The 25,963-nt window shown below is 62.2% G+C and carries 18 protein-coding genes; 3 read left to right on the forward strand and 15 right to left on the reverse strand.

Features of this window, described 5'->3' with window-relative positions:
* Positions 1-633: 633 nt before the first annotated feature.
* The 8 genes from LF252_RS12815 to kdpC all read right to left on the reverse strand — a co-directional run bounded on the left by LF252_RS12815 (position 634) and on the right by kdpC (position 10,270).
* Entirely contained in the window at positions 634-1,965 is a 1,332-nt protein-coding gene (locus tag LF252_RS12815; RefSeq protein ID WP_226269989.1) for an MFS transporter, read from the reverse strand.
* Between the two features lie 77 nt (positions 1,966-2,042).
* Positions 2,043-3,809, reverse strand: a complete 1,767-nt coding sequence (locus LF252_RS12820) for a sensor histidine kinase (RefSeq protein WP_226269990.1) — start codon at positions 3,807-3,809, stop codon at positions 2,043-2,045.
* A 33-nt stretch (positions 3,810-3,842) separates the two neighbouring features.
* Positions 3,843-5,006 carry a sensor protein KdpD gene (locus LF252_RS12825; protein ID WP_226269991.1) on the reverse strand — a complete coding sequence of 388 codons (1,164 nt, stop codon included), beginning with the start codon at positions 5,004-5,006 and terminating at the stop codon, positions 3,843-3,845.
* 156 nt (positions 5,007-5,162) lie between these two features.
* A complete protein-coding gene (locus LF252_RS12830) occupies positions 5,163-7,112 on the reverse strand; it encodes a KUP/HAK/KT family potassium transporter (RefSeq protein WP_226269992.1) in 1,950 nt (649 codons plus the stop codon).
* A gap of 31 nt (positions 7,113-7,143) precedes the next feature.
* Positions 7,144-8,022, reverse strand: a complete 879-nt coding sequence (locus LF252_RS12835) for a HAMP domain-containing protein (protein ID WP_226269993.1) — start codon at positions 8,020-8,022, stop codon at positions 7,144-7,146.
* A 209-nt stretch (positions 8,023-8,231) separates the two neighbouring features.
* The gene (locus LF252_RS12840; protein WP_226269994.1) at positions 8,232-9,341 is read right to left on the reverse strand and encodes a porin; all 1,110 of its coding nucleotides are present in this window, start codon (positions 9,339-9,341) and stop codon (positions 8,232-8,234) included.
* A gap of 230 nt (positions 9,342-9,571) precedes the next feature.
* A complete protein-coding gene (locus LF252_RS22840; protein ID WP_262904946.1) occupies positions 9,572-9,706 on the reverse strand; it encodes a hypothetical protein in 135 nt (44 codons plus the stop codon).
* 3 nt (positions 9,707-9,709) lie between these two features.
* A complete protein-coding gene (gene kdpC, locus LF252_RS12845; RefSeq protein WP_226269995.1) occupies positions 9,710-10,270 on the reverse strand; it encodes a potassium-transporting ATPase subunit KdpC in 561 nt (186 codons plus the stop codon).
* A 33-nt stretch (positions 10,271-10,303) separates the two neighbouring features.
* On the opposite strand from kdpC, the gene LF252_RS12850 reads away from it, so the two are divergent.
* On the forward strand, positions 10,304-10,870 hold the full coding sequence (locus LF252_RS12850) for a hypothetical protein (protein ID WP_226269996.1): 567 nt from the start codon (positions 10,304-10,306) through the stop codon (positions 10,868-10,870).
* Here the strand turns inward: LF252_RS12850 and kdpB are convergent.
* The 5 genes from kdpB to LF252_RS12875 form a co-directional block, all read right to left on the reverse strand.
* Positions 10,839-12,887, reverse strand: a complete 2,049-nt coding sequence (gene kdpB / locus LF252_RS12855; RefSeq protein ID WP_226269997.1) for a potassium-transporting ATPase subunit KdpB — start codon at positions 12,885-12,887, stop codon at positions 10,839-10,841. The genes LF252_RS12850 and kdpB overlap by 32 nt on opposite strands.
* 170 nt (positions 12,888-13,057) lie before the next feature.
* Positions 13,058-14,758: a potassium-transporting ATPase subunit KdpA gene (kdpA, locus tag LF252_RS12860; RefSeq protein ID WP_226269998.1), complete on the reverse strand. Its 1,701-nt coding sequence runs from the start codon at positions 14,756-14,758 to the stop codon at positions 13,058-13,060.
* A 90-nt stretch (positions 14,759-14,848) separates the two neighbouring features.
* Positions 14,849-14,929: a K(+)-transporting ATPase subunit F gene (gene kdpF, locus LF252_RS23175; protein ID WP_394370410.1), complete on the reverse strand. Its 81-nt coding sequence runs from the start codon at positions 14,927-14,929 to the stop codon at positions 14,849-14,851.
* A 132-nt stretch (positions 14,930-15,061) separates the two neighbouring features.
* Positions 15,062-15,415, reverse strand: coding sequence for a DUF7674 family protein (locus LF252_RS12870; RefSeq protein ID WP_226269999.1), 354 nt, complete (start codon positions 15,413-15,415; stop codon positions 15,062-15,064).
* Positions 15,416-15,844: 429 nt separating this feature from the next.
* A complete protein-coding gene (locus LF252_RS12875) occupies positions 15,845-17,197 on the reverse strand; it encodes a sigma-54-dependent transcriptional regulator (protein ID WP_226270000.1) in 1,353 nt (450 codons plus the stop codon).
* A gap of 348 nt (positions 17,198-17,545) precedes the next feature.
* Here LF252_RS12875 and LF252_RS12880 point away from each other — a divergent pair, with 348 nt between their 5' ends.
* Positions 17,546-18,562, forward strand: coding sequence for an NAD(P)/FAD-dependent oxidoreductase (locus LF252_RS12880; RefSeq protein WP_226270001.1), 1,017 nt, complete (start codon positions 17,546-17,548; stop codon positions 18,560-18,562).
* 84 nt (positions 18,563-18,646) lie between these two features.
* Positions 18,647-18,973 (forward strand): 2Fe-2S iron-sulfur cluster-binding protein, encoded by a 327-nt coding sequence (locus LF252_RS12885; RefSeq protein ID WP_125417987.1) that lies wholly within the window; start codon positions 18,647-18,649, stop codon positions 18,971-18,973.
* A gap of 75 nt (positions 18,974-19,048) precedes the next feature.
* On the opposite strand, the gene LF252_RS12890 is transcribed toward LF252_RS12885, so the two are convergent.
* Both LF252_RS12890 and LF252_RS12895 read right to left on the reverse strand, forming a co-directional pair.
* Entirely contained in the window at positions 19,049-19,474 is a 426-nt protein-coding gene (locus tag LF252_RS12890; RefSeq protein WP_226270002.1) for a hypothetical protein, read from the reverse strand.
* Positions 19,475-19,663: 189 nt separating this feature from the next.
* Positions 19,664-25,912 (reverse strand): alpha-2-macroglobulin family protein, encoded by a 6,249-nt coding sequence (locus tag LF252_RS12895; protein ID WP_226270003.1) that lies wholly within the window; start codon positions 25,910-25,912, stop codon positions 19,664-19,666.
* Positions 25,913-25,963 lie beyond the last annotated feature (51 nt).

Here is a 25,963-nt window from a genome sequence, read left to right on the forward strand (position 1 = left end):
TGAAGAATGAGAGTAAAAAAAATCACTAAGAATTACCTCGTTCAATATCTGTCAACTGCTGGATTATGCTCCAAGCGCTGCCATAGCTCATATGGTAGGTTGCCAATAGATCTGGCGCAGAATCCGGCAGTCATAGTATGCTTGCACGAGGTTGGCACAAAAGTGCGCGTTGTCTTCGTGTTTGGACCCAGCCAGATGTTCGAAACAAACCCCACCAGTTGCGACCAGTCGACTGGTTTAACGACTTCGGGCGTAGCACGGTCTACCCCACGGAGTGATATGCTCATCGGTTGTGGCATATTCCCGTCCCGTTGCTGCGCCGGTCTATAAAGTAGAAATGTACGCACGCAGTTCTAGTACTAGGGCAAACGAACACTTGATGCCAGAATCCATTGAGTGCGTGGGGCAGCTTCTTGTAACCAGATTATTGGGAGATTTTATGCTCAATAACACGCCGTGAGGTAAAACATTGGTATCATTCTTCTTCAATCACCTACTTCAACCTACTGTCTCAGGCACTACAGAAACGCGTCTCAGACATAAAAACAACGGAGTCCTTTCGTAACGATAAAAAGCCCCTCATCTACTTACTGAGGGGCTTTTTATCGTTACGGAACTGTCAACCGCGCGAGATTAGCGAGGGAGGGAGCCAGCGCCCCCATCAGCAGGTGGGGTATGCTCGGCTTGGAAGGCAGTTTCCGGCATGGTCAGCACAATGGGTAGTACGAGTAGTGCTACCAAGGCAATCATGGCGCCTGGTGCAGGAGCCCAGCCGGTGCGGCTGATTAGCAGCTCCGCCACAAAAGGCGTAAGCCCCCCAAAAACGGCAGTAGCGGCCGTAGCTCCCAAGGCTAACCCACTCAAGCGGCCTTCGCCCGGGAATTGCTCGGCGGTGGCGGCAGCGCCCACGGCGCTTACGCCACCGGCTACGGCAGCCAGCACTACCGCTCCTACTATGGCAGCCCCCACATCGGCCCCGCGCATCAGTGAGAACAGCGTAATTGGTAGCAGCGCACTGGCTCCGGCCAGCACCACCAGTACCGGCTTGCGGCCCAGGCGGTCGGACATTAATCCCACAACGGGCGTGACCAGAATAACCACCATGGCGGCAATAGTGGATAGCCCCAGGGCTTCCCGTTCTGCGTGCTGCCCGGTGGTTGCCAGGAAGGTAGGCACGTAGGTAATACCCACGTAATAGGTGATGGAGCCCAGCGCAGAAATAGAAAACGTGCGCAAAATAGCGGTCCGGTGAAAACGCAGGGTGTCACGCAGCGGAGCCGTTGGTACGGTACCGGCCGCCTGCTGGCGCTCAAAATCCGGCGACTCCTGCATGGTGGAACGGGCCAGCCACACCCCACCGGCCAGCGCGGCCCCCAACAGGAACGGCAAGCGCCACGCCCACGCATCAACGCTGGCCGCCGAAAAACCATACAGCAGCAGTGCACACACACCCACTGCCAGCAAAGCTCCTACTTCGCTGGCCGCGGCCGCTAATGACGTAATCAGGCCGCGGCGGCCTGCAGGAGCACCTTCCAGCAGGTAGGCCACCACGCCGGTATACTCGCCCCCGACCGAAAATGCCATCAGGCAGCGCAAGAGTAGCAACAGCCAGCCCGCCACTGCGCCTAACTGGGCGTACGTGGGCAGCAGGGCTGTGGCCAGCATAGCCCCCGTCATCAGGGCCATAGAGAACAGCATCATCCGCCGCCGGCCGTGCCGGTCGCCGATGTGCCCGAAAAACAGGGCACCCAGCGGCCGCATCAGGTAGGAAACCGCAAACCCGCCCAGCGCTGTGAGCAATGAGGTTTCACCCGGCCCGAAAAACACTCGCGAAAGTACCGTTGCGAAATACAGGCACAGCGTAAAATCATACCACTCAATAATGGTAGAGCAGGCGGCAATCAGCAGAGAGGCACGCGAGAGTTTGTTCCGTGTTGCTGGCTGACTGACCGGAGCAGATGGCATAGGTGAGGGCATTGAGGATTGCTGAGGCAAATAACAAGTTATCCAGCATTCCTTGATACCATACGCCCACAGCTAATTTAACGACTAAGCGGCAGCGTAAAGCGGAAGGTGCTGCCTGAGCCCAGTTCGCTTTCTACCCACAAGCGCCCACCCTGCGAGGTAATAAATTCCCGGGCGATGCTCAGCCCCAGACCCGAGCCCCCACGGTAACCTGTTTTATCGGGTACTTGGGCGAAACGCTGAAAAATTCGCTCATGGTGCTCGGCTGCAATACCCGGGCCGTGGTCCTGCACACTCACCTGCACCTGCGTACCAACTATTTCTGACTGCACCACGAGGGTTTCGCCGATGGGTGAATACCGAATAGCATTAGCCAGCAAGTTGATCAGCACCCACGTGGTTTTCTCTACATCGGCACGCACCAGCGGCAAGTCGGATGGGAGTTGTACGGTGAGTTGAAGCTGTTTGTCGTTGAGTTGAGCCTGCACCGTATCGGTGGCGTAGCGGACCAAATCCCGCATATCGGTTGGGCGTACATCCAGTTGAATGCCGGCCCCGGCATCCAGGCGCGATACATCGAGCAGCTCGGCCACCATACGCTGCAGCCGCTGGGTTTCCTGCCGGACGCTCTGGATAACCCGCTGCCGCTCCTCAATGGGCAGCCGTTCATCCTGCAACAGGCGCAGGTTGATATTCATGCTGGAAAGCGGGGTTTTCAATTCGTGCGAAACGGTGGCCAGGAAGTTGGACTTCACCTGGTCTAGGCGTTTAAAATCCGACACGTTGCGCAGGGCCAGAATCTGCCCCACAAATTCCATCTTGTCGAGGGCCTCGTTGAAAATAACTAGGTCCTGAACATCGAGGCGGTAATAAACCTCCTCACCCTGCTGGGCAATGGTGAGCAACGGGGCATCGGCCCCGGCCCGGCGCGAGCTGTCGAGGGGTTTGAGCAGTTCCCGCAGCAGGTCGTTGCCGCGGGCGGCCTCGGTGGCCGGGCGGCCTACCAGCTGCTCGGCCGGCACCTCCAGCAACTGGCTGGCTACAGGGTTTACCAGCAGAATCTGGCGGTTCTGATCCAGTAGCACTAAGCCTTCATCCAAGCTATTCACAATACCGGCAGCGCGGTTGCGCTCCGTAATCAGCTCGGCGGTGGTGGAGGCCCGGTACTCTTTCAGCTGCACCAGCATCCGGTTGAAAGCATCCGCCACGCGGCCAAACTCATCGTGGCTTTCTACGGGAATAGTGGCCGTAAAATCCTGGGCCGTGGCGTGCTCAATACTAATAAAAAGCTTGCGCAATGGCCCCACGGCGGCCTCGGGCACGCTCAACACAAACAACAAGGCCACCAATACGCTCAGCCCTACGAAAGCCAACAGATACTGGGTAGCCTTGGTGGCACTGGCGTTGGCGTGGTCGTTTTTGCTGGTTAGTGCCTGCATATTGAGTTGCACCATACGCAGCGTTTGCTGGCGCAGCCTGAGCAAATCGGACTGATTACTGGTAGTAATTGGACTGGTACTGGGGTGCAGCTGCACGTAGTCGGCCAGGTTTTGCGTGAGGCTATCTACCAGCTCTTTCTCGCCGACTTCCGTGATGTTACCGGCTTCGCGGGTGAGATTTTGGCGAAACTGCTGCAAGCCCCTCTCCACGGTCTGGGGCTGGGTCATATGGTCGAGGGCACGCAGCATATTCTGCCCGAGCTGCACCGAGTACAGATTGGCCCGCAAGACGTTGCGGGAACCTCTTTCCAGGCGCTGCACCGTGTAGAAGGCATAGCCCCCCAGGCCTACCAACAGTAGCAGCAAAGCCAGGAACCCCAGCGTAATTTTCGTTTTCAGATTCATAGTAAAAAGCAGTACGCCTGACTGCGGCGAGGCTTAGTAGGTGACCAGAAAGATATCCAGCTCAGAGGATGACTTGGCGACAGCCCGGATGAGCTCCTGCGTGATACTGCGCCGGGCCAGCCGGCTCCAGAGCCCTTTCTCACCGGTTACGCCGCAAATGAGCAAGGTTGCGTGTTTTTCCTGGGCCACCCGCTGAATAGCCGCCACCACGTCGTCGTCTTTCACGCGTAGTATCTGCCCTCCTAACTCAGTGGCCAGCTGCAGGTTGTTCAGCAAATGTCGCTGAGCCGCCAGGCCAATCCGGTCGGCAGTTTCGGCGGTAGTCTGCACGTACAGCACGGCCCAGGACGCGGCCGAGAGGCGGTCGGCGAGGCGCGAGGTTTTGCGGATGATTTCCTTGGCGGCGGGAGCGTTGGCGTTGATGCAGGCCAGCAGCCGGTCCTGGTTGCGGCGCTCGGGGGCAATGGGTACGGCCCCACCCCCGTCGGTTTCCAGCTGCCGGCTGAGCAGATTGGCGGTTTCGCGCACGGCCAGCTGGCGCAGCTGCAGCAGGTTATCGGCCCGGAAGAAGTTCTGCAGGGCGGTGGGCACCTTGGCCGCGTCGTAGATTTTGCCTTCCTCCAGGCGGGTGCGCAGCTCGCCCACGGTCAGGTCTACGTTCACCACCTCGTCGGCCAGCTTCAGCACCTGGTCGGGCACGCGCTCCGTCACGTCGGTGCCGGTGATGCGCAGCACCTGGTCGTGCAGGCTTTCGAGGTGCTGAATATTGACGGCGGTGAGCACCGAAATGCCGGCCCGCACCAGCTGCTCCACGTCTTGCCAGCGTTTCTCGTTTTCGGAGCCGGGCACGTTGGTGTGGGCCAGCTCATCCACCACCACCACCGAGGGCCGGCGCTGCAGAATGCCCTGCACATCCATTTCATCCAGCATGCGGCCCTTGTAGAAGATGTGCTTGCGCGGCACGGTGGGCAGGTCGCGCAGCTGGGCCACGGTGCCGGGGCGGCCGTGGGTTTCCACGTAGCCCAGCACCACGTCCACGCCGTGGGCGCGCAGCTCGTGGGCCTCCTGCAGCAGGCGGTAGGTTTTGCCCACGCCGGCGGCCAGCCCCAAATACACCTTCAGCCGCCCGCGCCGCCGCTGCTGCACCAGCCGCAGAAACCGCTCGGCCGATTGGTCGCGCTGTTGGTCGTCATTCATTGGTGGAATGGTGAGTTTGATGTTCGATTGGCGTGAGTCGGACTGGTCGGCCGACTATGTCATGTATTCTGGTTTTTCTGGAGGCAGCAGTATGATGCGCTTGATCGAAACTCAGGCGCGACAGACTCACCATTTCACCACCGCACCATTTCACCGCTAGTCCCGCTCCAGCTGCAGTTCGGGGCGGGCGGGCATGTGCAGGGGCACGTTTTCGATGACGAAGGAACTGTTGTCGAGGCCGAAGCTTTCGGTTTCGGAGGCACCCAGGCGCTTCAGCCAGCCATGCAGGCGCAGGGCCAGCCGCTGCCAGCCGCGCAGCAGGTACTCGTAGGGCAGGGTTTTGTTGAGAATTACGAACTGGAAGTCGCCGGTGACATCCTGGCCGCGCAGGCTTTCGTAGCGGCTGGTAATGTCCACTTCCCCGTTGCGCACCAGCTCCGACACCACCTGCCGGAACATGTAGTTGAGGGCGTGGTCGATGCGGAAGCCCAGGTAGAAATCAATGCGCACCAGCTCGTTGGGCAGCACATGCGTCACGTGGTAGCGGCGGGTGTAGGGGTCGTCGGTGGTGTGCACGTGGATGAGGTAATACACATCGGCCCGCTTGGGGCGCTTCTTGAAGATGCTGTGGATGATGCCGTTTTCCACCTGCCGCGCGTCGTCCGATTTGGTGAGATACACCAGGTGGGTGGCGTATTTGGGCACCGAGGCATCATTGCTGAGCTCCTGCAGCAGCGGCAGGTACTCGGCCAGCGGAGTAAACTCGGTGAGGTCGTTGCGCACGCGCTGGCCCACAATCCAGCTCAGCATCACCAGCAGAATCACCGCCCCCAGCAGCACCGAAAGCCAGCCGCCGTGGGTGAACTTGGCCAGGTTGGCCACCAGGTACGAGCCCTCGATGAGCACGTAGGTGCTAATCAGCAGCGCAATCCAGAGGCCGTTTACGCGGCGCATACGCAGGTAGAACGCCAGCAGGGCCGTGGTCATGAGCATGGTCACCGTCACGGCCAGCCCAAAGGCCGCCTCCATGTTGCCCGACTCGCGGAAGTACAGCACCACGCCCACGCAGCCGGCGCACAGCAGCCAGTTCAGGCTCGGCACGTAGGCCTGCCCGCGCAGCTCCGTAGGGTAATCGACCTTCACCTTAGGCCAGAAATGCAGGCGCAGCGCCTCAATAACGAGCGTAAACGAGCCCGAAATGAGAGCCTGCGAGGCAATGATGGTAGCCAGTGTGCACAGCCCGATGGCCGGCAGCAGCGCCCACTGCGGAATCAGCAGGAAAAACAGGTTCTGCTCGCCCAGCGGCGGGCCCAGGTGCTGCAGCAGCCACGCCCCCTGCCCTAGGTAGTTGAGCAGCAGGCAGGTTTTCACAAAGGTCCACGACAGGTAGATGTTGGGCCGGCCCACGTGGCCCATGTCGGCGTACAGGGCCTCGGCGCCGGTGCTGCACAGGAAAATGGAACCTAGTAGCCAGAACGCGCCCGGCACCTGCGTCACCATGTGCAGGGCGTAGTAGGGGTTGAAGGCGCGCAGAATGCTTAAATCCTGCCCCAGATGGTACACACCCAACACGGCCAGCATCGAGAAAAACACAGTCATGACGGGCCCGAACAGCTTGCCGATGATCTGGGTACCGAACTGCTGAAACGCAAACAGCGCCACCAGAATCCCGATGACGATGGGCACCGTGTTGAGGCCGGGCCGGAGGATGCGCAGCCCCTCAATGGCCGAGGCCACCGAAATGGGCGGGGTAATGATGCCGTCGGCCAGCAGGGCAGCAGCTCCCACAATGGCCACCAGGTAGAGGCGGCGCACCGGCAGCCGCCGCAGCCGGGCATACAGGGCCAGAATGCCGCCCTCGCCGTGGTTGTCGGCGCGCAGGGCAATGAGCACGTATTTCACCGTGGTCAGCAGCGTGAGCGTCCAGATAACGCAGGAAATGGTGCCCAGCACTACATCCTCCGTCACGGGCCGGCTGGCAAACACCCCGCGCACCGTGTACAGCGGCGAGGTGCCAATATCACCGTACACAATGCCCAGGGCCACCAGTACCCCGGCCGGGGTGGCGCGCCGCAGCGCTGCTGAGGAAGAAGCGGAAGTTGTCATGCGCGCAAACTACACGTGAAAGGCCGGCAACTCAACCGGCCTGCCCGGCGGCCAGCTCGTCGGCGGTGCGCTGCAGCTGCCGGGCCTGCCGCTGCAGCTGGGTGGCCAGGTGGCGGCGGCGGGCCAGGTCGTCGGCCGCATCGGGCGCGGAGCCGGGGCGCAGGTGGCTGGTGACCAAATCGAGGGGGCCGCTGGAGTCGATGCGGGGCGTGCCGTCGGCGGTTTCGTAGCCTTCGAGGCGGCGGGCCATGTCGTTGAAGGCCTGCGCCACGGGCGCAAACTCGTCGTGGGCGCGCACGGGCAGGCGCTGGTCGTAGTGGCCCTCGGCTACGCGCCGGATGCCGGCCGTCAGCTCCTCCACCGGCCGGGTGAGGTAATCAGGGAAGCTGAAAATAAAGGAAACCGTAGCCAGAATGCCCAGCGTAGTCAGCAGCCCCAGCGTGCCGATGGTGCGGTTGGCAATGCGGCGGGTGCGCAGGCTTTGCTGCTCAATGGCCCGCAGGTTCAGGGTAGCCACCCGGCCCACCTGCCCGCGCACCTGTTGGTAGAGGCCGGCCGGCGCGGCGGCCTGGGCGGCGTACTGCCCAAACGAAGCCGCCAGCGAATCGGCCAGCTCCTGCTCGCCGGGCTCGGTGATGTTGCCCTGCTCGGCCCGCAGGCTGCGCCGGAAGGCAGCCTCGGCCCGGACCACCTCGGCCGCCGGCCCCGCCCGCCGCGCCTCCCGCACATCCGACAACGCATCGGACATGGCCCTGGCGTAGGCTACCGAGCGGTAGTTATCCTGCAACGTAGCGGCCGAGCTGCGCGAGAGTTGGTAGAGGAAGTACGCCCCCACCCCGCTCAGCAGCAGAATAATCACGAACAGAAAGCTCAGGCCCAGCGTGAGGCGGGCTTTGATGGTACGGGCCATGATGCGTGGTCAGCTAGAAGGTGAAACCATTGCCAGCCGCCGAACGGCTGGGTATTGGGTAGTGAGTGGTTAGTATTGAGTAATTAGTATTGGGTAATTAGTATTGAGCAGATGGCATTTGCATTTTTCAATAAAGCACTGTTTTACAAATAATTGACATCAACACTAACCACCCAATACTAACTACTCAATACTCGTATCTATCTACTCTAAAACGACAGTGCGATGCTGCTGGTGAGGTTGCCGTAGTTGCGCGTGGGGTTGCCGTTGCGGTCCGAGAGGAAGGGTTGGCGGCCGTGGAAGGTGCGGCCCTCGACCCGGAACGTCACGTTGCTGGTGGGCGCGTAGTCGAGGTTGAGCGAGGCAGCCTGCACCTTGAAATCGGCAGCAGCGGCTACCGGCGAAATGGTGCTGATGATGACGCCCCGGTCGGCGTTGTAGTACTCGGCGCGGGCGGCGGCGGTCCACTTATCGGCCAGCTTGTAGCGCACGAAGGCCGCGCCGGTGTGCCAGGTATCGGCCTTGCCGCCGCGCCGCTCGCTCTCCTGCTTGCCCACGTCGAACACCAAAGCCAGGCTGAGGCGGTCGGTGGCGGCGTAGCTCACGTAGAAATCGTGGAAGTAGCGGCGGCGGCGCACCGAGTCCTGGGGCTGCTCGTTGCCGTAGAAGGTGCTGCTGTTGATGAGCAGCTTATCGGTGGGCTTCCACTGCAACTGAGTGCCCAAGGCCTTGGCCTGGTTGTTTTCGCGGATGTTCTGCCAGCCGTTGAGCACCAGCCCGGTCAGCGTCAGCTTGGGGCTCACCTCGTAGGTGAGTCGCGCCCCGGCCTCGTAGTAGGGCGAGTTTTCAGCCATCAGGGAGCGGGTCAGCGTCCAGTTGTCCTTGCTCAGGGCCGACTCAAACCCGATGTGCGAGCCGAAAATACCCACGTCGAGCCAGGCTTTTTTGAAAGGCCGGAAGCCCGCGTAGGCTTCGTAGAGGTGCTTGAGCACCGGGTCCTCGGCCGCGTAGTTGGCCGATACGTAGGTGCCCGCGTGCAGGCCCAGGGCCCCGCGCACCTGCCCGTTGTCGTAGCGCAGCCCGATAACGGCGTTGTTGACCGTAAACTCGTTCTGGCGGTTGTGCGAGTATAGGAAGCCGGGCCGCTGGTTGGTGGCCGCGTGCTTGAAATCATAGCCGTAGTAGCCATCCACAAACCCATAGGTAGTCAGCGGATTGGCCGGAGCCGCCGCAGCTGCCGTGGAATCGGGCGTGATTTGGGCCATAGCAGCCGAAGCCGTGAGCAGTACAGTAGCGGTAAGGAGAACCAGTGGTTTCATTGGGAGGTAAGCGCCCGTTGCAGGAGCGCAAAGTGAGAAGGAAGAGACGAAAGTAGAAATAGATGGCTCAGGCGGCGCGAGTATCCTAGGGTTGAAACCCTAGGCTAGTCAGCGGTCTGGCTGGCAGTTTGGACAACTCCGTAGCCCAGGGTTTCAACCCTGGGACGCCCCCGCGCTGTTCGGCGGGTTGTCGTTATGAGACGCGAACTACACAGTTCGCGCTACTGGCCTCAGGCAACCAGTTCCAGCAGCAGCCACAGCAGCGCCAGAGCCAGCAGAGTGTAGCCGGGGCGGAAGCGGCGGCCGCGGTGCCGGTGGGCCCGCAGCCGGTAGTGGGCGCGGGCCCGGTGCGCGGAGGCAGCCACCGGCTAGCGGTTCTGCAGGGCGTCGAGGGCCACGTTCAGGCGCAGCACGTTCACCCGGTCGGGGCCGAAGGCGCTGTGCTGGGTGTGCTCCGCTACCAGGGCCTGCACCTTGGCGGCAGCGAGGTTGCGGGCTTTGGCCACGCGGGCCACCTGCACGGCGGCGGCGGCGGGCGAGAGGTGCGGGTCGAGGCCGGAGCCGGAGGCAGTGAGCAGTTCGGCCGGTACCTGGGCCTTGGTTACGCCGGGATTCTGCACCAGAAACGTATCGAGGCGGGCCTGCACGGTGGCCAGGTACTCGGGGTTGCTGGGGCCTTTGTTTGAGCCGGCCGAGCCGGCGGCGTTGTAGTCCACGGCCGAGGGGCGGCCCTGGAAGTACTCGGGCCGGGTGAAGTTCTGGCCCACGTTGTCGTAGCCCACCTCGCGGCCCTTGTGGCGGATGGTTTCGCCCTGGCCGCCGGCCGGGGCCAGCTGAGCGCCGGCCCACACCAACGCGGGGTAAATCAGGCAGCACACCACCAGCAGCACAAGGGTCAGGCGGAATGCGGGAAGCAGGTTCTGTTTCATGTTGATTTCAAAGTCGTTAGTAAATTTGAGCGTATGCCTGACGTCCCGATTCCAGATGATCAAATGGTTACCGTGATGGTGGCACAGACCACTTTTGCCGTTCTCACACTACCTGGCAAAAGCTTTAGAGTCGATTTCCTGGATAAAGCAGAAGCCTATCTGAAGCCCGGGGCACGGGGTAAATTCAGCTACTATTCAGAGCATCCATTGCTGTTGCAATACAACAGCAGCATGGTGTCAGTCTACATTAATTCGCGGCCCACAGATCCAAAAGCCCTTTTCGAGACAATCCAAGCAAGAATTGAATTGTTGCTTCAGGGCTGGCACGCTTGGCAACCTGTGCTATCTGGAGACGTCAGTCAGTTTAAGAGAAACTTGCTTGATGGCAGCGGCATATTGCTACAAAATGCGCCCGCTGAAATGGCTAAAATTGTCATTGATGCCTGTGCTGAGCACAATGTATTGACTTGGGCTACCGATGCCATCAACAGACGCTCCCCACCCTCCAAATTGCTGCTCATTGGCACTCATTTCGTCATTGCGCGAGACTTCCGCTTTACCGAAGTTTTTACAGAAAAAGCCCCACTACCAGGTCGATAACCTTAATGCCGATGAACGGCACGATGACGCCGCCCAGGCCGTACACCAGCAGGTTGCGGCGCAGCAGGGCCGAGGCCCCAATGGGCTTGTAGGCCACCCCGCGCAGCGCCAGCGGCACCAGCAGCGGAATAATTACGGCGTTGAAAATCACGGCCGAGAGGATGGCCGACTGCGGCGACTTCAGGCCCATGATGTTGAGCGCGCCCAGGGCCGGAATGGCCACCATGAACAGCGCGGGTACAATGGCGAAGTACTTGGCCACGTCGTTGGCAATCGAAAACGTGGTGAGCGTGCCGCGCGTCATCAGCAGCTGCTTCCCGATTTCCACTACCTCGATGAGCTTGGTGGGGTCGTTGTCGAGGTCCACCATGTTGCCGGCCTCTTTGGCGGCCTGGGTGCCCGAGTTCATAGCCACTCCCACATCGGCCTGGGCCAGAGCGGGGGCGTCGTTGGTGCCGTCGCCCATCATGGCTACCAGTTTGCCCTGCTGCTGCTCGCGGCGGATGTAGGTCATCTTGTCCTCGGGCTTGGCCTCGGCAATGAAGTCGTCTACCCCGGCTTTTTCGGCAATAAACTTGGCCGTGAGCGGGTTGTCGCCGGTTACCATGACGGTTTTGATGCCCATTTTGCGCAGGCGCTCGAACCGCTCCTGAATGCCGGGCTTGATGATGTCCTGCAGCTCCACCACGCCCAGCACCTGGTCGTTCTGGCTGACCACCAGCGGGGTGCCGCCGTTGCTGGCAATGGCTTCCACGCGCTGGGTAGTTTCCTGGGGGAAGGGCTGGTTGGCACGGGCGGCCAACTGCCGGATGGCATCGGAAGCGCCCTTGCGCAGGCGGGTGCCGTCGGGCAGCGTCACGCCCGAGCTGCGGGTTTCGGCCGTGAACTTGATCAGCTCAGCGCCCTGCAGGCGGGTGCGCAGGCCGGCTACGTCGGAGCGGCGGGTTTCGCCGGCCAGCTCCACAATGCTCTTGCCCTCGGGCGTTTCGTCGGTGAGCGAGGCCAGGGTGGCGGCCTCTACCATCTGGGCCTCCGTGATGCCGGGCGCGGGCCAGAAGTGGGTGGCTTTGCGGTTGCCGATGGTGATGGTGCCGGTTTTGTCGAGCAGCAGCACGTCGATGTCGCCGGCCGTTTCCACAGCTTTGCCACTTTTGGTGATGACGTTAGCGCGCAAGGCACGGTCCATGCCCGCAATACCGATGGCCGAGAGCAGCCCGCCGATGGTAGTCGGAATCAGGCACACGAACAGGGCAATGAAGGCCGAAATGGCAATGGGCGTCTTGGAATACTCGGCAAACGGCTGCAGCGTCACGCACACCAGCACGAACACCAGCGTAAATCCGGCCAGCAGAATGGTGAGGGCAATTTCGTTGGGCGTTTTCTGCCGCGAAGCACCTTCCACCAAGGCAATCATCTTGTCCAGAAACGACTCGCCGGGGGCCGTCGTCACCACCACTTTAATGCGGTCCGACAGCACCTTGGTACCGCCCGTTACGCTGGATTTATCCCCGCCGGCCTCCCGAATCACCGGGGCCGACTCGCCCGTAATTGCCGACTCGTCAATGGTAGCCAGCCCCTCAATGATTTCGCCATCAGTAGGAATAATTTCGCCGGCTTCCACCAGGAAAATCTGGCCTTTCTGGAGCTGGGAGGAGGAAACCGACGACTCCTGGCCGTTGGCGTCGAGGACGCGGGCGGGCGTTTCCTCGCGGGTTTTGCGCAGGCTTTCGGCCTGGGCCTTGCCGCGGGCCTCGGCAATGGCCTCGGCGAAGTTGGCGAACAGCAGCGTCAGGAACAGCACCACAAACACGGTGAAGTTGTAGCCGAACGAGCCCTGGGCGGCATCGGGCTTCACCAGTAGCCCCAGCGTCACGAGCAGCATCACCACCGTCCCAATTTCCACGGTGAACATCACCGGGTTGCGGAACATGATGCGCGGGTCGAGCTTCACGAACGCCTGTTTCACGGCCTCCGACACCAGCGCGGGTTGAAAGAGAGATTGAGATTTCGTTGACATATCGTGGACCCCACCCCCCGGCCCCCTCCCCTCCGGGAGAGGGGGAGCCTGACGAGGATTTAGTGGGGTAGTTATTTGGTGTGGGCAGCCTTTTGGCCACTCAGCAAGTGAATGATGTCGAAAGAGGCTAACCTAAGCCCCTCTCCCGGAGGGGAGGGGTTGGGGTGGGGTTAATACAGCGAGAAATGCTCGGCCAGCGGCCCTAACGCCAGGGCCGGGAAGAAGGCCAGGGCGGCAATGATGACGATGACGGCCAGTACCATCACCCCGAAGGTGGCCGTGTCGGCGGGCAGGGTGCCGGCGCTTTCGGGCACGTACTTCTTGCGGGCCAACAGGCCGGCAATGGCTACCGGGCCCACAATGGGTAGGAAGCGGGCCAGCAGCAGCACCACGCCGGTGCTGATGTTCCACCAGGGCGTGTTGTCGCCGAGGCCCTCGAAGCCGGAGCCGTTGTTGGCCGAGGCGGAGGTGAATTCATACAGCATCTCGGAGAAGCCGTGGTAGCCGGGGTTGGCCAGCCAGCCGCTGTACTCGGTGGGATTGCCGGCGTAGAGGTGAGCCGTGAGGGCCGTGCCCGCCAGAATCAGCAGCGGGTGCAGCAGCGTCACGATGACGGCAATTTTCATCTCGCGGGCCTCAATCTTCTTACCCAGCAGCTCGGGCGTGCGGCCCACCATCAGGCCGGCAATGAACACGGCAATAATGAGGTAGGCGAAGAAGTTGAGCAAGCCCACGCCGCAGCCGCCGTAGAAGGCGTTGGTCATCATGCCCAGCATCTGGCTCATGCCCGAAATCGGCATAAACGAGTCGTGCATGGAATTCACCGAGCCGCAGCTGATGATGGTGTTAGTAATGCTCCAATAGGCCGAAGCCGCGGCCCCGAGGCGGATTTCCTTGCCCTCCATAGCCCCCAGCGCCTGATCGACGCCGAGCTTAGCAATGGCGGGGTTGCCGTGCATCTCGTAGTACACCGTGGGAGCCAGCAGGGCCACGAAGCCCACCGTCATCACCCCAAAAATCATGTAAGCCAGCTTGCGGCGCTTCAAGTAGAAGCCCAGCGCAAACACCATGGCAATGGGGATAATCACCAGGGCAATGTTCTCGACGGCATTGGTGAGAAAGTTGGGGTTTTCGAGCGGGTGGGCCGAGTTGGCGCCGTAGAAACCGCCCCCGTTGGTACCCAGCTCCTTAATGGCTACCATGGCGGCCACCGGCCCGCGGCTCACGGCCACCGAGTCGCCCTGCAAGGAAATCAGTTCCTGCTTGCCCTGCAGCGTCATGGGCGTGCCGTTGAAGGCCAGGATGAGGGCAATCAGCAGCGAACCGGGCAGCAGCAGGCGGGTGAGGCTCTTCACGAAGTAGTCGTAGAAGTTGCCCAGCTTCTCGGTGGTGCGCGTCTGGAGGGCGTTGAACACCACCACGGCCGCCGCAATACCGGTAGCGGCACTCACAAACTGCAGGAAGGTAATCACCACAATCTGCGAGAGATACGACAGGCCCGACTCGCCGGAGTAGTGCTGCAGGTTGCAGTTCACCAGAAAGGAAATGGCCGTATTGAAGGCCAGATCAGGCGACATCGAGGGGTTGCCGTCGGGGTTGAGCGGCAGGCTGCCCTGGGTGCACAGCACCAGCATGGCCAGCAGGAACCACACTAGGTTGATGGTGAGCAGCGCCACCATGTGCTGCTGCCACGTCATCTCGCGGCGGGCATCAATGCCCGAGAGCCGGTAGATGCCATTCTCGACGGGCCGCATAAAGTCGAGCAGGTTCTTTTCGCCCCGGAACACCCGGGCCAGATACGCGCCCAGCGGCAGGGCCAGCACCAGCGTGATGAGGTAAATTCCGCCGATGCTGAGTAGTTCGTTGTTCATTTTCGGTGAGTTGCCGGTTGCCGGTTGCCAGTTACCAGTTGTCAATCGTCGAACGACCTGACAACGTGCAACTGGCAACGGGCAACAGAATTAGAATTTCTCCGGGCGCAGCAGCACGTAGCAGAGGTAGCCGAACGTGGCGAGGGAGAGGAAAAACAGGGAGACCATCATGGCGCGACGGGGTTAGATCTGGTCGAAGAAATCGACGGACTTGTAGAAGAGCCAGAAGCCGGCCAGGCCGGCGGCCGTGAGCACGGCAATCATCAAGAGCGGAGCCATTGGCAAAGCGAAAAAGCAGCGGCCCTAGGGCAGCATGGTGGTGTGCGGATAGTGATAGGTCTGGTAAAGGCGGGCGGGCATGAGCTGGCGGGCCAGCTGGTTGCCGTAGGTGCTGCCATCGAGGTACAGGCAGTGCAGGTACACGTTTTCGATGGCGCGGGCCAGGTAAACGTCGCCCTGGCGCAGCAGGCGGTCGGCCACCTCGAAGCAGCGCTTGAGCAGGGCCAGCTGGCCGGCCTCGGCGGCTTCGCGGGTGAAGGTGGCAAAGCAGCTCAGCTGCCGGTACAGGCTCTGGCGCGTGGCCGGTACTTGTAGTTCCGCCCCCAGCTCGGGGAAGCTTTCCAGCAACAGGGTGGCGGTTTCGGAAGAAGAAGTCATCTGACGAGATGAAAAGAAGTGGAACGGGTCCGTGCGTGAACCTGCGTCGGCGGGGCATGGCGCTGGGCTGGTTGTCAGGCACCCCAGCACCGGCCCCGGTTCGGTCCGTTTGCCGAATCGACGAATGGCTCGGGCGTCCTCTTGCCAATCCAGGCCCACATCCGGCCACCACCCACCATTTTCACTGCATTGATCTGATTATCAGATTAAAATATTTTCCTCCCTCTCCCACCCCACGCACTGGGCACAAAAAAACCGAGTCATTCTGACCCGGTAGGCTGGTCAGAATAACCCGGTTTGGTAGGGTGCTTGTGTCCCAGGGCTGAAGCCCTGGGCTAGTAAAGGACGAGCGGACGCTACGTAGCCCAGGGCTTCAGCTCTGGGACGCAGGCGGCGTCATTCAACGCCGAGACTCCAACTATTGCGTCTCTACAGCCCGTATTCCTGAATCTTGCGGTAGAGGGTTTTGGTGCCGATGCCGAGCTGGCGGGCGGCTTCCATCTTGTTGCCGCCGGTATCGTGGAGCACCTGGCGGATATGGCGCTTTTCCAGGGTACGCAGACTGTTATCGGAGGCTTCATCGGTGCCGGGGGCGGCGGGCAGGTAGTGGAAGTCGGCGGGCAGGTCGTCCACCGTTACGGTGTCGCCGTCGGCCAGTATGGCGGCGCGCTCCAGCACGTTTTTCAGCTCCCGCACGTTGCCCCGCCAGTCGTGGCCGCGCAGCTGCTCCAGCACCTCGGGCTCCAGGCCGCGCAGGCGGCGGCGCAGCTTGCCGGCGAAGAATTGGAGGAAATACTCGGCCAGCAGGGGCACATCCTCGCGCCGCTCGTTCAGGCCCGGTACCGGCACCGTGAATACGGCCAAGCGGTAGTACAAATCGGGGCGGAAGTGGCCGGCTTCGGCCTCCTGGCGCAGGTTGCGGTTGGTGGCCGCCACAATGCGCACGTTCACGTTGGTGGGCCGAGTATCGCCGAGCTTGGTGAACTGCTGGGTTTCCAGCACCCTGAGGAATTTGGCCTGCACATTCAGCTCCAGTTCCCCGATTTCGTCCAGGAACAAGGTGCCGCCGTTGGCTTCCTCCAATAGCCCCTTCTTATCCGTCAGCGCCCCCGTAAACGCGCCTTTGCGGTAGCCAAACAGCTCAGACTCCAGCAAATCTTTGGGGAAGGCCGAGCAGTTCACGGCCACAAACGGCTTGTTGCGGCGCGGACTGGCCTGGTGGATGGCCTGGGCAAACAGCTCCTTGCCTGCCCCGGTGGGCCCTTCCAGCAGCACGGTACTGTCGGTGGGGGCGGCGCGCTCGGCCAGCTTGCGGGCCTGCAGCAGCGCCCGGGAGCGGCCAATCATGCTGTCGAAACTGTACTGGGCCCCAACTTTCTTCTCGAGGTCGGCCACGCGGCGCTGCAGACGGGCCCGGTCGGCGGCGCGCTCTACCACCACCAGCAGCTGGTCGTCGGAGTCGCCCTTGGTGAGGTAGTCGAAAGCGCCTTCCTTCATGGCCCGCACGCCGTCGGGGATGGTGCCATAGGCCGTCATCAAAATTACCTCAGCCAATGGAGCTACTTGCTTGTAGCGCGGCAGCAAGTCGAGGCCGTAGCCGTCGGGCAGTTTCACGTCACTCAGCACTACCAGTACCTCATCGGCGTGCTGGCGCAGCAGCTCCAAGCCACGATACGCATCGGGTGCCTGCCACACACTATACCCTTCCAGCTCCAGCATGCGAGCAATTGCCTGACGCAGCGGGGCTTCGTCGTCGATGAGCAGGAGCGAATTGTCAGGCATTTTTCGTCGGTAACCGGTACAGTAAATCCCCCAAAATTGATAAACCAGAACGTAATATTTGGTGCGCTCCGCTTTACTTATTCATAACCGTCCTTGCCTCAGCTAGTTGTTGGCCACTCCTCTTCAGGACGGAACCGGGCCACTACCGTAGGCCACCTGTTCATCGCACTGCAAGTATATAGTTTTGCCCCAAGGCTGTGGGCTGACTATGGCCTCCGTATCTTTGCGCCCGCGTAACGCCCGACCGGTAGCGGTTTTACCGTTTAGGTCAACGATTTGCGGGTGTTGGCTGTTTAGCCAGTGGCCTGCGTACTACGGGCCAATTGTTTCGTTTTTCGCTGTTGTTGCATGACTAATTCTATTTCCACCGATATCTGTATTATCGGGGCGGGCCCGGTAGGGCTGTTTGCGGTGTTTGAAGCCGGACTGTTGAAACTGCGCTGCCACGTAGTGGATGCCCTGCCGCAAGTAGGCGGGCAATTGTCGGAAATTTATCCGAAGAAGCCGATTTACGATATTCCGGGCTTCCCGGAAGTACTGGCCGGTGACCTGGTGCAAAACCTGATGCGGCAGATTGAGCCCTTCCACCCCACTTTCACGTTGGGTGAGCGGGTAGAAGGCTACCGCAAGCTGGAAGACGGCTCATTTGTGGTAACTACCATCGACGGCACCGAAATCAACTGTAAAGCCATTGCCATTGCCGGCGGTCTGGGCTCCTTCGAGCCGCGCAAGCCCGCCATCGAAAGCCTCACCGATTTTGAAGGCGGCAAAGGCGTGTACTACATGGTGCGCGACCCGGAAACCTTCCGCGACCAGCGCCTGGTAATTGCCGGCGGCGGCGACTCGGCCCTCGACTGGACAATTTTCCTGGCCGACGTGGCCAAGGAGGTAACCCTGGTACACCGCGGCACTACTTTCCGCGGCGCCGCCGACTCGGCCGAGAAAGTGAAGAACCTGCACGAAGCCGGCAAGGTGAAACTGGTGCTGAGCAGCAATGTAACCCACGTACACGGCAACGGCCGCCTCAATGCCGTGACCATTACCGGCAACAATGGCCAGGCGGAGCAGGTAGACGTGGATTCGTTCATCCCGCTGTTCGGCCTCACGCCCAAGCTGGGCCCGATTGGCGACTGGGGCCTGGAAATTGAAGATGACGCGGTGAAGGTGAACACGCTGGACTACTCCACCTCGGAGCCCGGTATCTTCGCCATCGGCGACATCAATACGTATCCGGGCAAGCTGAAGCTCATCCTCTGCGGCTTCCACGAGGCGGCGCTGATGTGCCAGGGTGCCTTTAAGTACATCTTCCCCGACAAAAAGTACACCCTCAAATACACTACCGTAAACGGGGTACCTACTCTGTAAGCAGTTGATAGTTACCGGTTGTCAGGTTGTTCTTCGGAATAGCGCACTGACAACCGGCAACTGACAACTGATAACTGAATACTTATGACTGACGACGTACGCGTATATGTAGAGGAGGCGCCCGGCCAGCGGCGCGAAATTCAGGCGCCCACTGATATGGGCTTAAGCCTGATGGAGGTGATGAAGGCCGATGGCTACGACATTCAGGCTACCTGCGGCGGCATGGCTTTGTGCGGCACCTGCCACGTGGAGGTGCTGGCCGGCCCCGAGTTGCCCGAGCCCTCCGACGATGAGTTGGCCATGCTGGAAAGCCTGCCCGTGATGACGCAGGGCAGCCGCCTCTCCTGCCAGATCCGGCTGCACCCGCGCATGGATGGGCTGGTGGTGCGCCTCATGCCCCAAGACGCGTAAGGGTCAAGCACATTCCCAACAAAAGCCCCGCCGATGCATCATCGGCGGGGCTTTTGTTGGGAGTTTAAGTAGGCACTACCGGCGTCGGCTACTTTTTTTCCGGGTACTTGTCTTTTTTGCTGTCGATTTTTTCGCGGTAGTTTTTTTGCGCGACGAGGTACGGCTACTGCTGCGGTGCGTGCTGGTATGCCGACGGTGCGAGCTGCTGGTGCGGCGGTGTACAACGGCCGGGGCGGCTTTGGCTTCAGGGGCGGCTACGGGGACCAGCTTTTCGGCTTCCGGCAGGGTTTCCAGGTTGTGGGCCGTGGCCTCAATGGCAGGTTGGTGTACCCCGGCTTCCTCGGCCGTGGCCCTCAGTTTGGCAGCTTGCTTGCGGCGCACAGGCATCAGGAAATCCCGCTCGGCACGCTCCTGGGCCGATAGTTTTTCCTCACCCGGAAGGTTGGTAGGCGTGGCAGGGGCTTTGGCTTCGTCCTGAGCCCAGGCAGTGGCAGCACTCAATAGCAATGCCAGTAGTAGGAAAGCAGCTCGTTGTAACAACTTCATTCTAACTTAAAACCAAACGGACTGCAAATGTACAATCCATTGGCGGGCAGGGCAACCCCAGTAAGGTAAAAGGCTAGATTTCACCACCGAGCAGCTTGTCTGCCACAGAAGTAAAATCCAGCCCTATCCAGCTTCCAGGCCAGATTATTGCCCGGCAATTTGCACCCGCGTGCCGGCCGAGTGGGCCGTAAACTCGGGAGCGTACAGGCACTGCAGTTGGGAAAGGCCGCCGGAGAAGTTGCCGGCCTGGGCCGCCCGCAGCCGGTACTCGAAGGTGTGGGTGCCCTTAGGGAAGTAGCTGATGAAGAAGTTGGTGGCCGCGTCGCGGGGGCTTTCGTAGTAGCCCAGGCCGCTCTGGTAGCGGTAGCCAGAAGTCTGGCCGATGAGCTCCAGGCCGGCGGCGCGCTGGTCTTTGAGGTGCACGTACTCCAGGTCCCGGTCGGCACGGAGCACCAGGCGCACCACCAGCACGTCGCCCACGCGCAGGGGCGTGGCGGCGGTGAGGGGCTCCAGCACGGGGCCGCCAGCGGTGCGCTGCTCCCGGTACAGGCGGCGCTCCAGCTGCAGGGGCGTGGCGGCAGGCGTAATCTTGTCCAGCTGCTCGAAGTACTGCCAGTACAGGCCGCCCCAGGCCACGCCGGCGTCGGGTTTCTGCACCGTTATGCGGCCCTGGGCGGGCTTGATGTCGGCGGCGGGCCAGGTGACTTTGTAGTAGCCGGTGCCGGCCTGCTGGCTGGTGGGCTGCACGGGCTTCCCTCCTACCGTTACCTGCAGGGGCTGAGTGGGCTGCAGCCAGTTGGAACCGCGCAGCAACAGAGCGTAGCAGGCGTCGGCGGTGGCGCGGGTGCTTTCCCAGTTCTGCACGCGCTTCTGGCTGAGCAGCCACAGCTTCATCTCATCCACCGATTTCTGGTCGTTCAGCACCTCATCAAAGGCCTCGATGAGCGTGGCCTGGGTTTCGGTGGGGGCTTCGCGCCAGTAGTAGCCGCCGCGCACGTCCTTCCAGTACATGCCCAGCTCCGGCGAGTGCAGGGCATTTTCTTGGAGCGCCGTGAGGATGGCCTTCACGGCGGCGGACTGGGTTTTGGCGCGGTGCAGAGCCAGGGCTATTTCGGCCTGCAGGTAGCGGGTGCGGCCCGGCCAGTAGGTGGCGGCCTGCTGCTGGTAGTAGGCCTGGGCCAGCTGGGCTTCCTTGCGCACGGCCAACGTGAGCCAGAAGCTGCGGGCGTACAGGGCCTGCACCTGCAGGTCGGAGAGGTGGTCCTGCTTCAAATCTACTTTAGACTGCTTGCGGAGCTGGGTGTAGTCGCGCTGCAGCTCCCCATCCAGATATGCCACGGCGTTTTGCAGGACTTGGCGGGCGGTGGGGTCCTGTTGGGCATCGAAGGCCCCCAGCTTTTGCAGCTTGCCGAAACCGGCCACGATGAGCTGGGTGATATACCGGTCGGCGGGCATGCGCTCAAACCAGGGGAAGGAGCCGTCGGGCAGCTGCATCTGGCGGAGCTTGGTGAGGGCGCGGGCGGTTTCGGCTTTCAGGCGGGGCTCGTCGAACAGCTCGGCGAGGCGGCGCATCCGCTCGGTTTCGTTCTGGGCATCGCGCACCCAGGGCGTTTCCTGCAGCAGCAGGGCCTTCAGCTCCTGGTTTTGCTCCAGCTTGCTGGTGAGGGCAGCTTTGTCGCCGGCTTGGGCGGCGCGCTGCCACTCGGCCAGCGTGGTGCGCAGCTGGGGGTTGCTCTGCAGTATTTTAGCGGCCAGCAGGTTGGCGTAGAGGCGGCTGAAAGTCTGCTCGGAGCACTCATAGGGGTACTCCATCAGGTAGGGCAGCGCCTGCACGGCATACCAGGCCGGGTTGGGCGTCATCTCCAGCGTGAGCGAGTAGTTGCGGCGGGTGCCGGAGGTGGTGCTGGTGAGCTTCTTCAACTCAAACTCCCGGGTAGCCGGCCCCACCACCGCCAGCGGCAGCGTTTCGGTTAGCAGCACCCGATTCAGTAGCACCGGCAGGGTATTTTCCTCGCCATCGGAGAAAGTTTCTAGTTGCTGGTTTCTAGTTGCTTGTTGCTCGTTTCTGGCCTCTTTACGGGCCTTTCGTCCAGCTTTTAATTTTTCGTTTTTAATTTTTAATTCCTCCGATTTTCCTTGTGCTACTACCCGGTAGGTAATGGCTTCGAGGGGGAGCTGGCCCTCGGCGGCTTCGGGGATGGTCAGGTTCCAGCTCACTGCCTGGCTCTGGTTGCCGCTGAGGCTGAAGCGAACCTGGGCGGGACTTTTGAGGAGTTGGCTTTCCAGGGGCTGCTGGGTGCGGGCGTCGAGCAGGAGGAGCTGGGCGGTGCCGCTGAGGGCCTGGGCGGTGAGGTTGCTGAGCTTGGCCGAGAAGGTCAGCTGGTCGCCTTCCCGGAAGAAGCGGGGGGCGTTGGGGGTTACCTGTAGGCTCTTTTGCGTCACCAGCTCCCGGCGCAGCAGGCCGGTATGCAACTGCTGGTCGTGGGCCAGGGCCAGCAGCTGCCAGCGCGTCACGGCTTCGGGCATTTGGAATTCCAGCACGATTTCGCCCTGGGCATTGGTGCGCACGGCGGGCATCCACAGAGCCGTTTCCCGGAAATCCTTGCGGGCCTGCACGGTGCTGAGGTCGGGTTGAGCCGCGGCCGGAGCAGGTGCAGCCGTAGCGTCGGCCGCATCACCATACATAGCTGGGCTGACAACTCCTTTTTTTTGTGAAAGGGCTGCCGTGCCCCGAAGCATTACCCGACCCGCAGGTGCCGCAGCAACAACATGTGGTTTGGCCTCAACTACTTCTTCCACGGCCATCATGTGTCTGGAAGCGTACTCCCACAGGTTCAGCTCCGGGTACATTTCAGGTCCTGGGTCCACAAGCGTAAGCTCAGGACTGAACAGCACCTTACCTTCCTCCGTGCCGAAGCGGCCCTGCCAGCCCAGCGTGGGCGGGAAGTAGGGTCGGTAGAACTCCGGGGCGGCGAAATCGTGGGCGCGGAATACGTCTAACGACTTATCGTAGAGCGTGGCCAGCAGCTCGGCATCGGCGGGTTGGCCGTTGGTCTGATGGATGGTAACGCGCCAGGTTTCCTTCTGGCCGGGCTGCAGCTTGTCGCGGAAGGTAGCAATGCTGAGCACAAGCGGGGCGGGCGGCATGGTCACCTGCACCTGGGCCGTGTGGGTGTACAGGCGGTTGTCGCGCACCTGGGTGAGGTGCACGTAGAGCTGGGTTTCGCCGAGGGCGGCGGGCACGGGCACTTCTACCACGCGCTGCTCCCCGGCGGGCAGCGTCAGCCACTCGTGGCGCAGGGTTTCGCCCTTGGCCTCGGCTTCCAGCAGCACGCGGGCCCCGTCCAGGGAGCTGCCCACCAGGAAGCGGGCGGCCTGGCCGGGCGCTATGCTGTCCTGCAAGGGCACAAACCAGTCGGCCGTGGGCACGGGCAAGGTGCTGGCAGCGGGGTCGAACAGGGTGAACCGCTGCTCGGCGCGGGCCTCGGGCTGACCGGCCGCGGCCGGGGCGGCGGTGGCTTCCAGCAGGTAGCGGCCGGGCTGCTGGGCGGCCAGGGCCGTTTGCAGGGCGGGCAACAGCGGGGTTTTGTCGGTGTCGAAGTCCTGGGTAAGCACCAGCGTGCGGACCCAGGTGCTGTCGTTGTCTTCCCGGCCGTAGGCATCCAGCGGGAAGCGGCGTTTAAATTCTTCCTGGCTCAGAGCTTCCCGCTCGGGCTGCTCCCAGAGGCGGGGACGCAGCGGCCGGGCGGGCAGCGTGAGGCGGTAGAGGCGCAGCTGGCCCCGGGCAGGCTGGGCCTCGCCGGCGGCATTGGTGCTGAAAAGGCGGGGCGTGGGCAGCTCGGCGCGGTTGAGCAGCTCGGGCAGCTCCAAGCGTAGCGTCAGGGCCTCGGTGCCCAGGCTCACGCGCTGGGTGCCCGTGCGGGTTTCGCCGGCGGCATCCGTCACGTCGGCCATTACCTCGAAGGCATAGCTGGGGCCCCAGCCGCCGCGCTTGCCGGCCGCCGCGGCGTCGCCTTTGGCCTCGAAGGTGATGGCGAAGCCCCCGGCAGAATCGGTTCGGGCCGTGCCGCTGAGGATTTCCTGCTCGGGCCGGCCGCCGCCGTAACCGCCCCGGCCGAAGAAGGGCCAGAACGTGCGCCGCACCACCCGGTAGCTCACCGTGGCCCCGTCGATGGGCTGGCCGGCGTAGGCGGTAGCCTTACCGCGCACCGTTACGGGCTGGCCCAGCACCGGCGTGCCTTTCACCGGCTCAAACGTCACTTGGAACGTGGGCCGCTTGTAGTCCTCTACGGCGAAGCTAATGCTGCCAAACTGGGTCTGAATCGTCATTTCCCCATTCAACAAGCCTGTAGGTAGAACAAAGGAGCCGTGGAAGGAGCCGAAATCATTGGTTCGGAAGCTCAGCTGCTTCACCACTTGCCGGTTCACGTCCAGTAGCTCCACGTTCAGGGGAGAATCCAGCAGTAACCGTGGCTTGCCGGCCTTTTCCTCCGTCAGAATTCCTTTGAAATACACCGTTTGGCCAGGACGATAGATGGCGCGGTCAGAGTAAAGGAAGGTGCGAATATGCGGCTGCTCGTACTGGGGCACTTGGTTGCGGCGGGGCGTGAAGTAGCCCAGGCTCTCGGTCATCAGCAGCGAATCAGCCCCCTGGGTGAACAGGGCGGCCTCAATCTGGGTGTTTTCGCTGGTGAGCTGGCCCACCGGAATCTGGGTCTGGCCCTCGGCGTTGGTGGTCAGCCGCTCACCGCGCCGCCGCAGGTACTCGCGGCGACTTTGGTTGTAGTACTGGAAGAAAGGTAGCACCTGCACGCCGGGCCGGGGCACGCCGCTCTGGCGGTGCAGCACCAGCAGCTCGGGGCCTTCGGTGCGGTCGGCACTGCGGCGCACGTAGCTCAGCTCGCTCACCTGCACCTGACTGTAGGCCGTTACCACGCCGGCTTGCTCCTTGGTAGGGTTGCTGGCGGCGGTACTCAGCACGATGAGGTAGTGCCCCAGCGGCAAAGCCGGGCCGGCGTGCTGCACGGTGTGGCTACGGAAGTCCTGGGGGCCGGGCACGTCCAGCGTCCAGGTGGCAGCGGGCTGGGCCGCCAGGGCGCGGGCGTAGCGCTGCTGCCAGGTTTTATTCTCGTACAGCTCGGGCCGCTCCAGCTGCCGCAGTACTTGGGCGTTGCTTACGCGGTAGGCCGCAGCATATAAGCGCGGGGCGTTGCGCACCGTCAGGCGCAGCTGCCAGGGCTGGTTAGGCAGCAGCACCTCTTCAGTGGTAAAGGCCAGTTCCAGCCGCTCCAGCCGCTGCCGCAGGGCCTTGGCCTGTTGCGCCCCCCGGGACTTAGGAAATTGCTGCTCGGCAGCCACGGCCAGCGCGTGAGCTTTGGCGGGGTCGGTTTCTTCCCAGGTGCCGGCTTCCAACACCCGCAGCTCCGCGCTGATGGGGAGGGCCTTGTACGTTTCGGCGGCGCGGGCCAAAGCGGTGCGGTACAGCTCGGTGTTGTTGGCCAGCGTGGCGTGCGCGTGCACAAACTCCAGCCGCAGCCGGTCGGCGTCGGCCAGCGCGGCGGGGTTGCCGGCATCCTGGAGGCGGAATGCCAGCAGCTGCTGCAACACCTGCAGGGCGTGGAACTGTCCGTTCAGCGAATCGGCCAGCGGGGCCGTCAGCTTCAGGCGGGCAAACTCCGGGGCGGGACCGAATAGGGCGGCATCTGTCAGTTCGAACTGCTGGGCGGGTTTGGTGATGTATAGCTCATCGTTGCCGAGGCCCTCCACGGCGCGGTGGGCCAGCAAATCGTAGAGCGTAGGGCGCAACTTGCGGCCCTCGGCGCTGCCACCGTGGCTGAGGTAGCCCAGCGTGGATAGCTTCAGCTGTTGCTGGCGGCGGGGCTCGTCCTGCACGGAGGCGCGGTAGTGCTGCACCACGGCCGCGCCGAGGCGGGCCGCATCCCAGGTGCGCAGATCCTGGCGGCTCTGGTCGGCGGTGTCGGGTTTGGTCTGGGTTCGGTCGTAGAGCTGGTAGCGGTGGTTGTCGTAGTAGCGGGCGTAGAGCTGGGCCAGCAGACTGTGCAGCACCGGCCGGGCCGGAAATTGGGCCGTTTTAAGGTCCTGCTCCACCAGCTGAATGGCCTGCACGTCGGCTTCTTCCTCCCTGGCTTCCAGCAGGCGCAGCTTGTACAGCAGGGTGCGCAGATGCTCGGGCGTATTCTGCTGGCGGCGGGCCTGCTGGTACAGGGGCTCCAGCAGCTTAGCAGCCGAGGCCGTCTGGTCTTTGGCCAGCAGCTGGTCAATCTTTTTCCAGGTGGCGGGGTTGGGGCCGCCCGCGCCGGGCGGGGTGGTTTGCGACGAGCCAGTGGCTAAGAACATCAGCAAGGCGAGTACACTTAACAGGAAAGGACGCATGCAGTAGGAACGAATGAGCGGGGCAAGTTGGTAAAAACCCAGATGCCAAGC

Source organism: Hymenobacter pini (assembly GCF_020421205.1).
GTDB lineage: Bacteria > Bacteroidota > Bacteroidia > Cytophagales > Hymenobacteraceae > Hymenobacter > Hymenobacter pini.

What these genes read in the sequence shown, in the direction of transcription:
- LF252_RS12815 (WP_226269989.1), bottom strand. Translation starts at nt 1,965, where the DNA reads ATGCCATCTGCTCCGGTCAGTCAGCCAGCAACACGGAACAAACTCTCG.
- LF252_RS12820 (WP_226269990.1), bottom strand. Translation starts at nt 3,809, where the DNA reads ATGAATCTGAAAACGAAAATTACGCTGGGGTTCCTGGCTTTGCTGCTA.
- LF252_RS12825 (WP_226269991.1), bottom strand. Translation starts at nt 5,006, where the DNA reads ATGAATGACGACCAACAGCGCGACCAATCGGCCGAGCGGTTTCTGCGG.
- LF252_RS12830 (WP_226269992.1), bottom strand. Translation starts at nt 7,112, where the DNA reads ATGACAACTTCCGCTTCTTCCTCAGCAGCGCTGCGGCGCGCCACCCCG.
- LF252_RS12835 (WP_226269993.1), bottom strand. Translation starts at nt 8,022, where the DNA reads ATGGCCCGTACCATCAAAGCCCGCCTCACGCTGGGCCTGAGCTTTCTG.
- LF252_RS12840 (WP_226269994.1), bottom strand. Translation starts at nt 9,341, where the DNA reads ATGAAACCACTGGTTCTCCTTACCGCTACTGTACTGCTCACGGCTTCG.
- kdpC (WP_226269995.1), bottom strand. Translation starts at nt 10,270, where the DNA reads ATGAAACAGAACCTGCTTCCCGCATTCCGCCTGACCCTTGTGCTGCTG.
- LF252_RS12850 (WP_226269996.1), top strand. Translation starts at nt 10,304, where the DNA reads ATGCCTGACGTCCCGATTCCAGATGATCAAATGGTTACCGTGATGGTG.
- kdpB (WP_226269997.1), bottom strand. Translation starts at nt 12,887, where the DNA reads ATGTCAACGAAATCTCAATCTCTCTTTCAACCCGCGCTGGTGTCGGAG.
- kdpA (WP_226269998.1), bottom strand. Translation starts at nt 14,758, where the DNA reads ATGAACAACGAACTACTCAGCATCGGCGGAATTTACCTCATCACGCTG.
- kdpF (WP_394370410.1), bottom strand. Translation starts at nt 14,929, where the DNA reads ATGATGGTCTCCCTGTTTTTCCTCTCCCTCGCCACGTTCGGCTACCTC.
- LF252_RS12870 (WP_226269999.1), bottom strand. Translation starts at nt 15,415, where the DNA reads ATGACTTCTTCTTCCGAAACCGCCACCCTGTTGCTGGAAAGCTTCCCC.
- LF252_RS12875 (WP_226270000.1), bottom strand. Translation starts at nt 17,197, where the DNA reads ATGCCTGACAATTCGCTCCTGCTCATCGACGACGAAGCCCCGCTGCGT.
- LF252_RS12880 (WP_226270001.1), top strand. Translation starts at nt 17,546, where the DNA reads ATGACTAATTCTATTTCCACCGATATCTGTATTATCGGGGCGGGCCCG.
- LF252_RS12885 (WP_125417987.1), top strand. Translation starts at nt 18,647, where the DNA reads ATGACTGACGACGTACGCGTATATGTAGAGGAGGCGCCCGGCCAGCGG.
- LF252_RS12895 (WP_226270003.1), bottom strand. Translation starts at nt 25,912, where the DNA reads ATGCGTCCTTTCCTGTTAAGTGTACTCGCCTTGCTGATGTTCTTAGCC.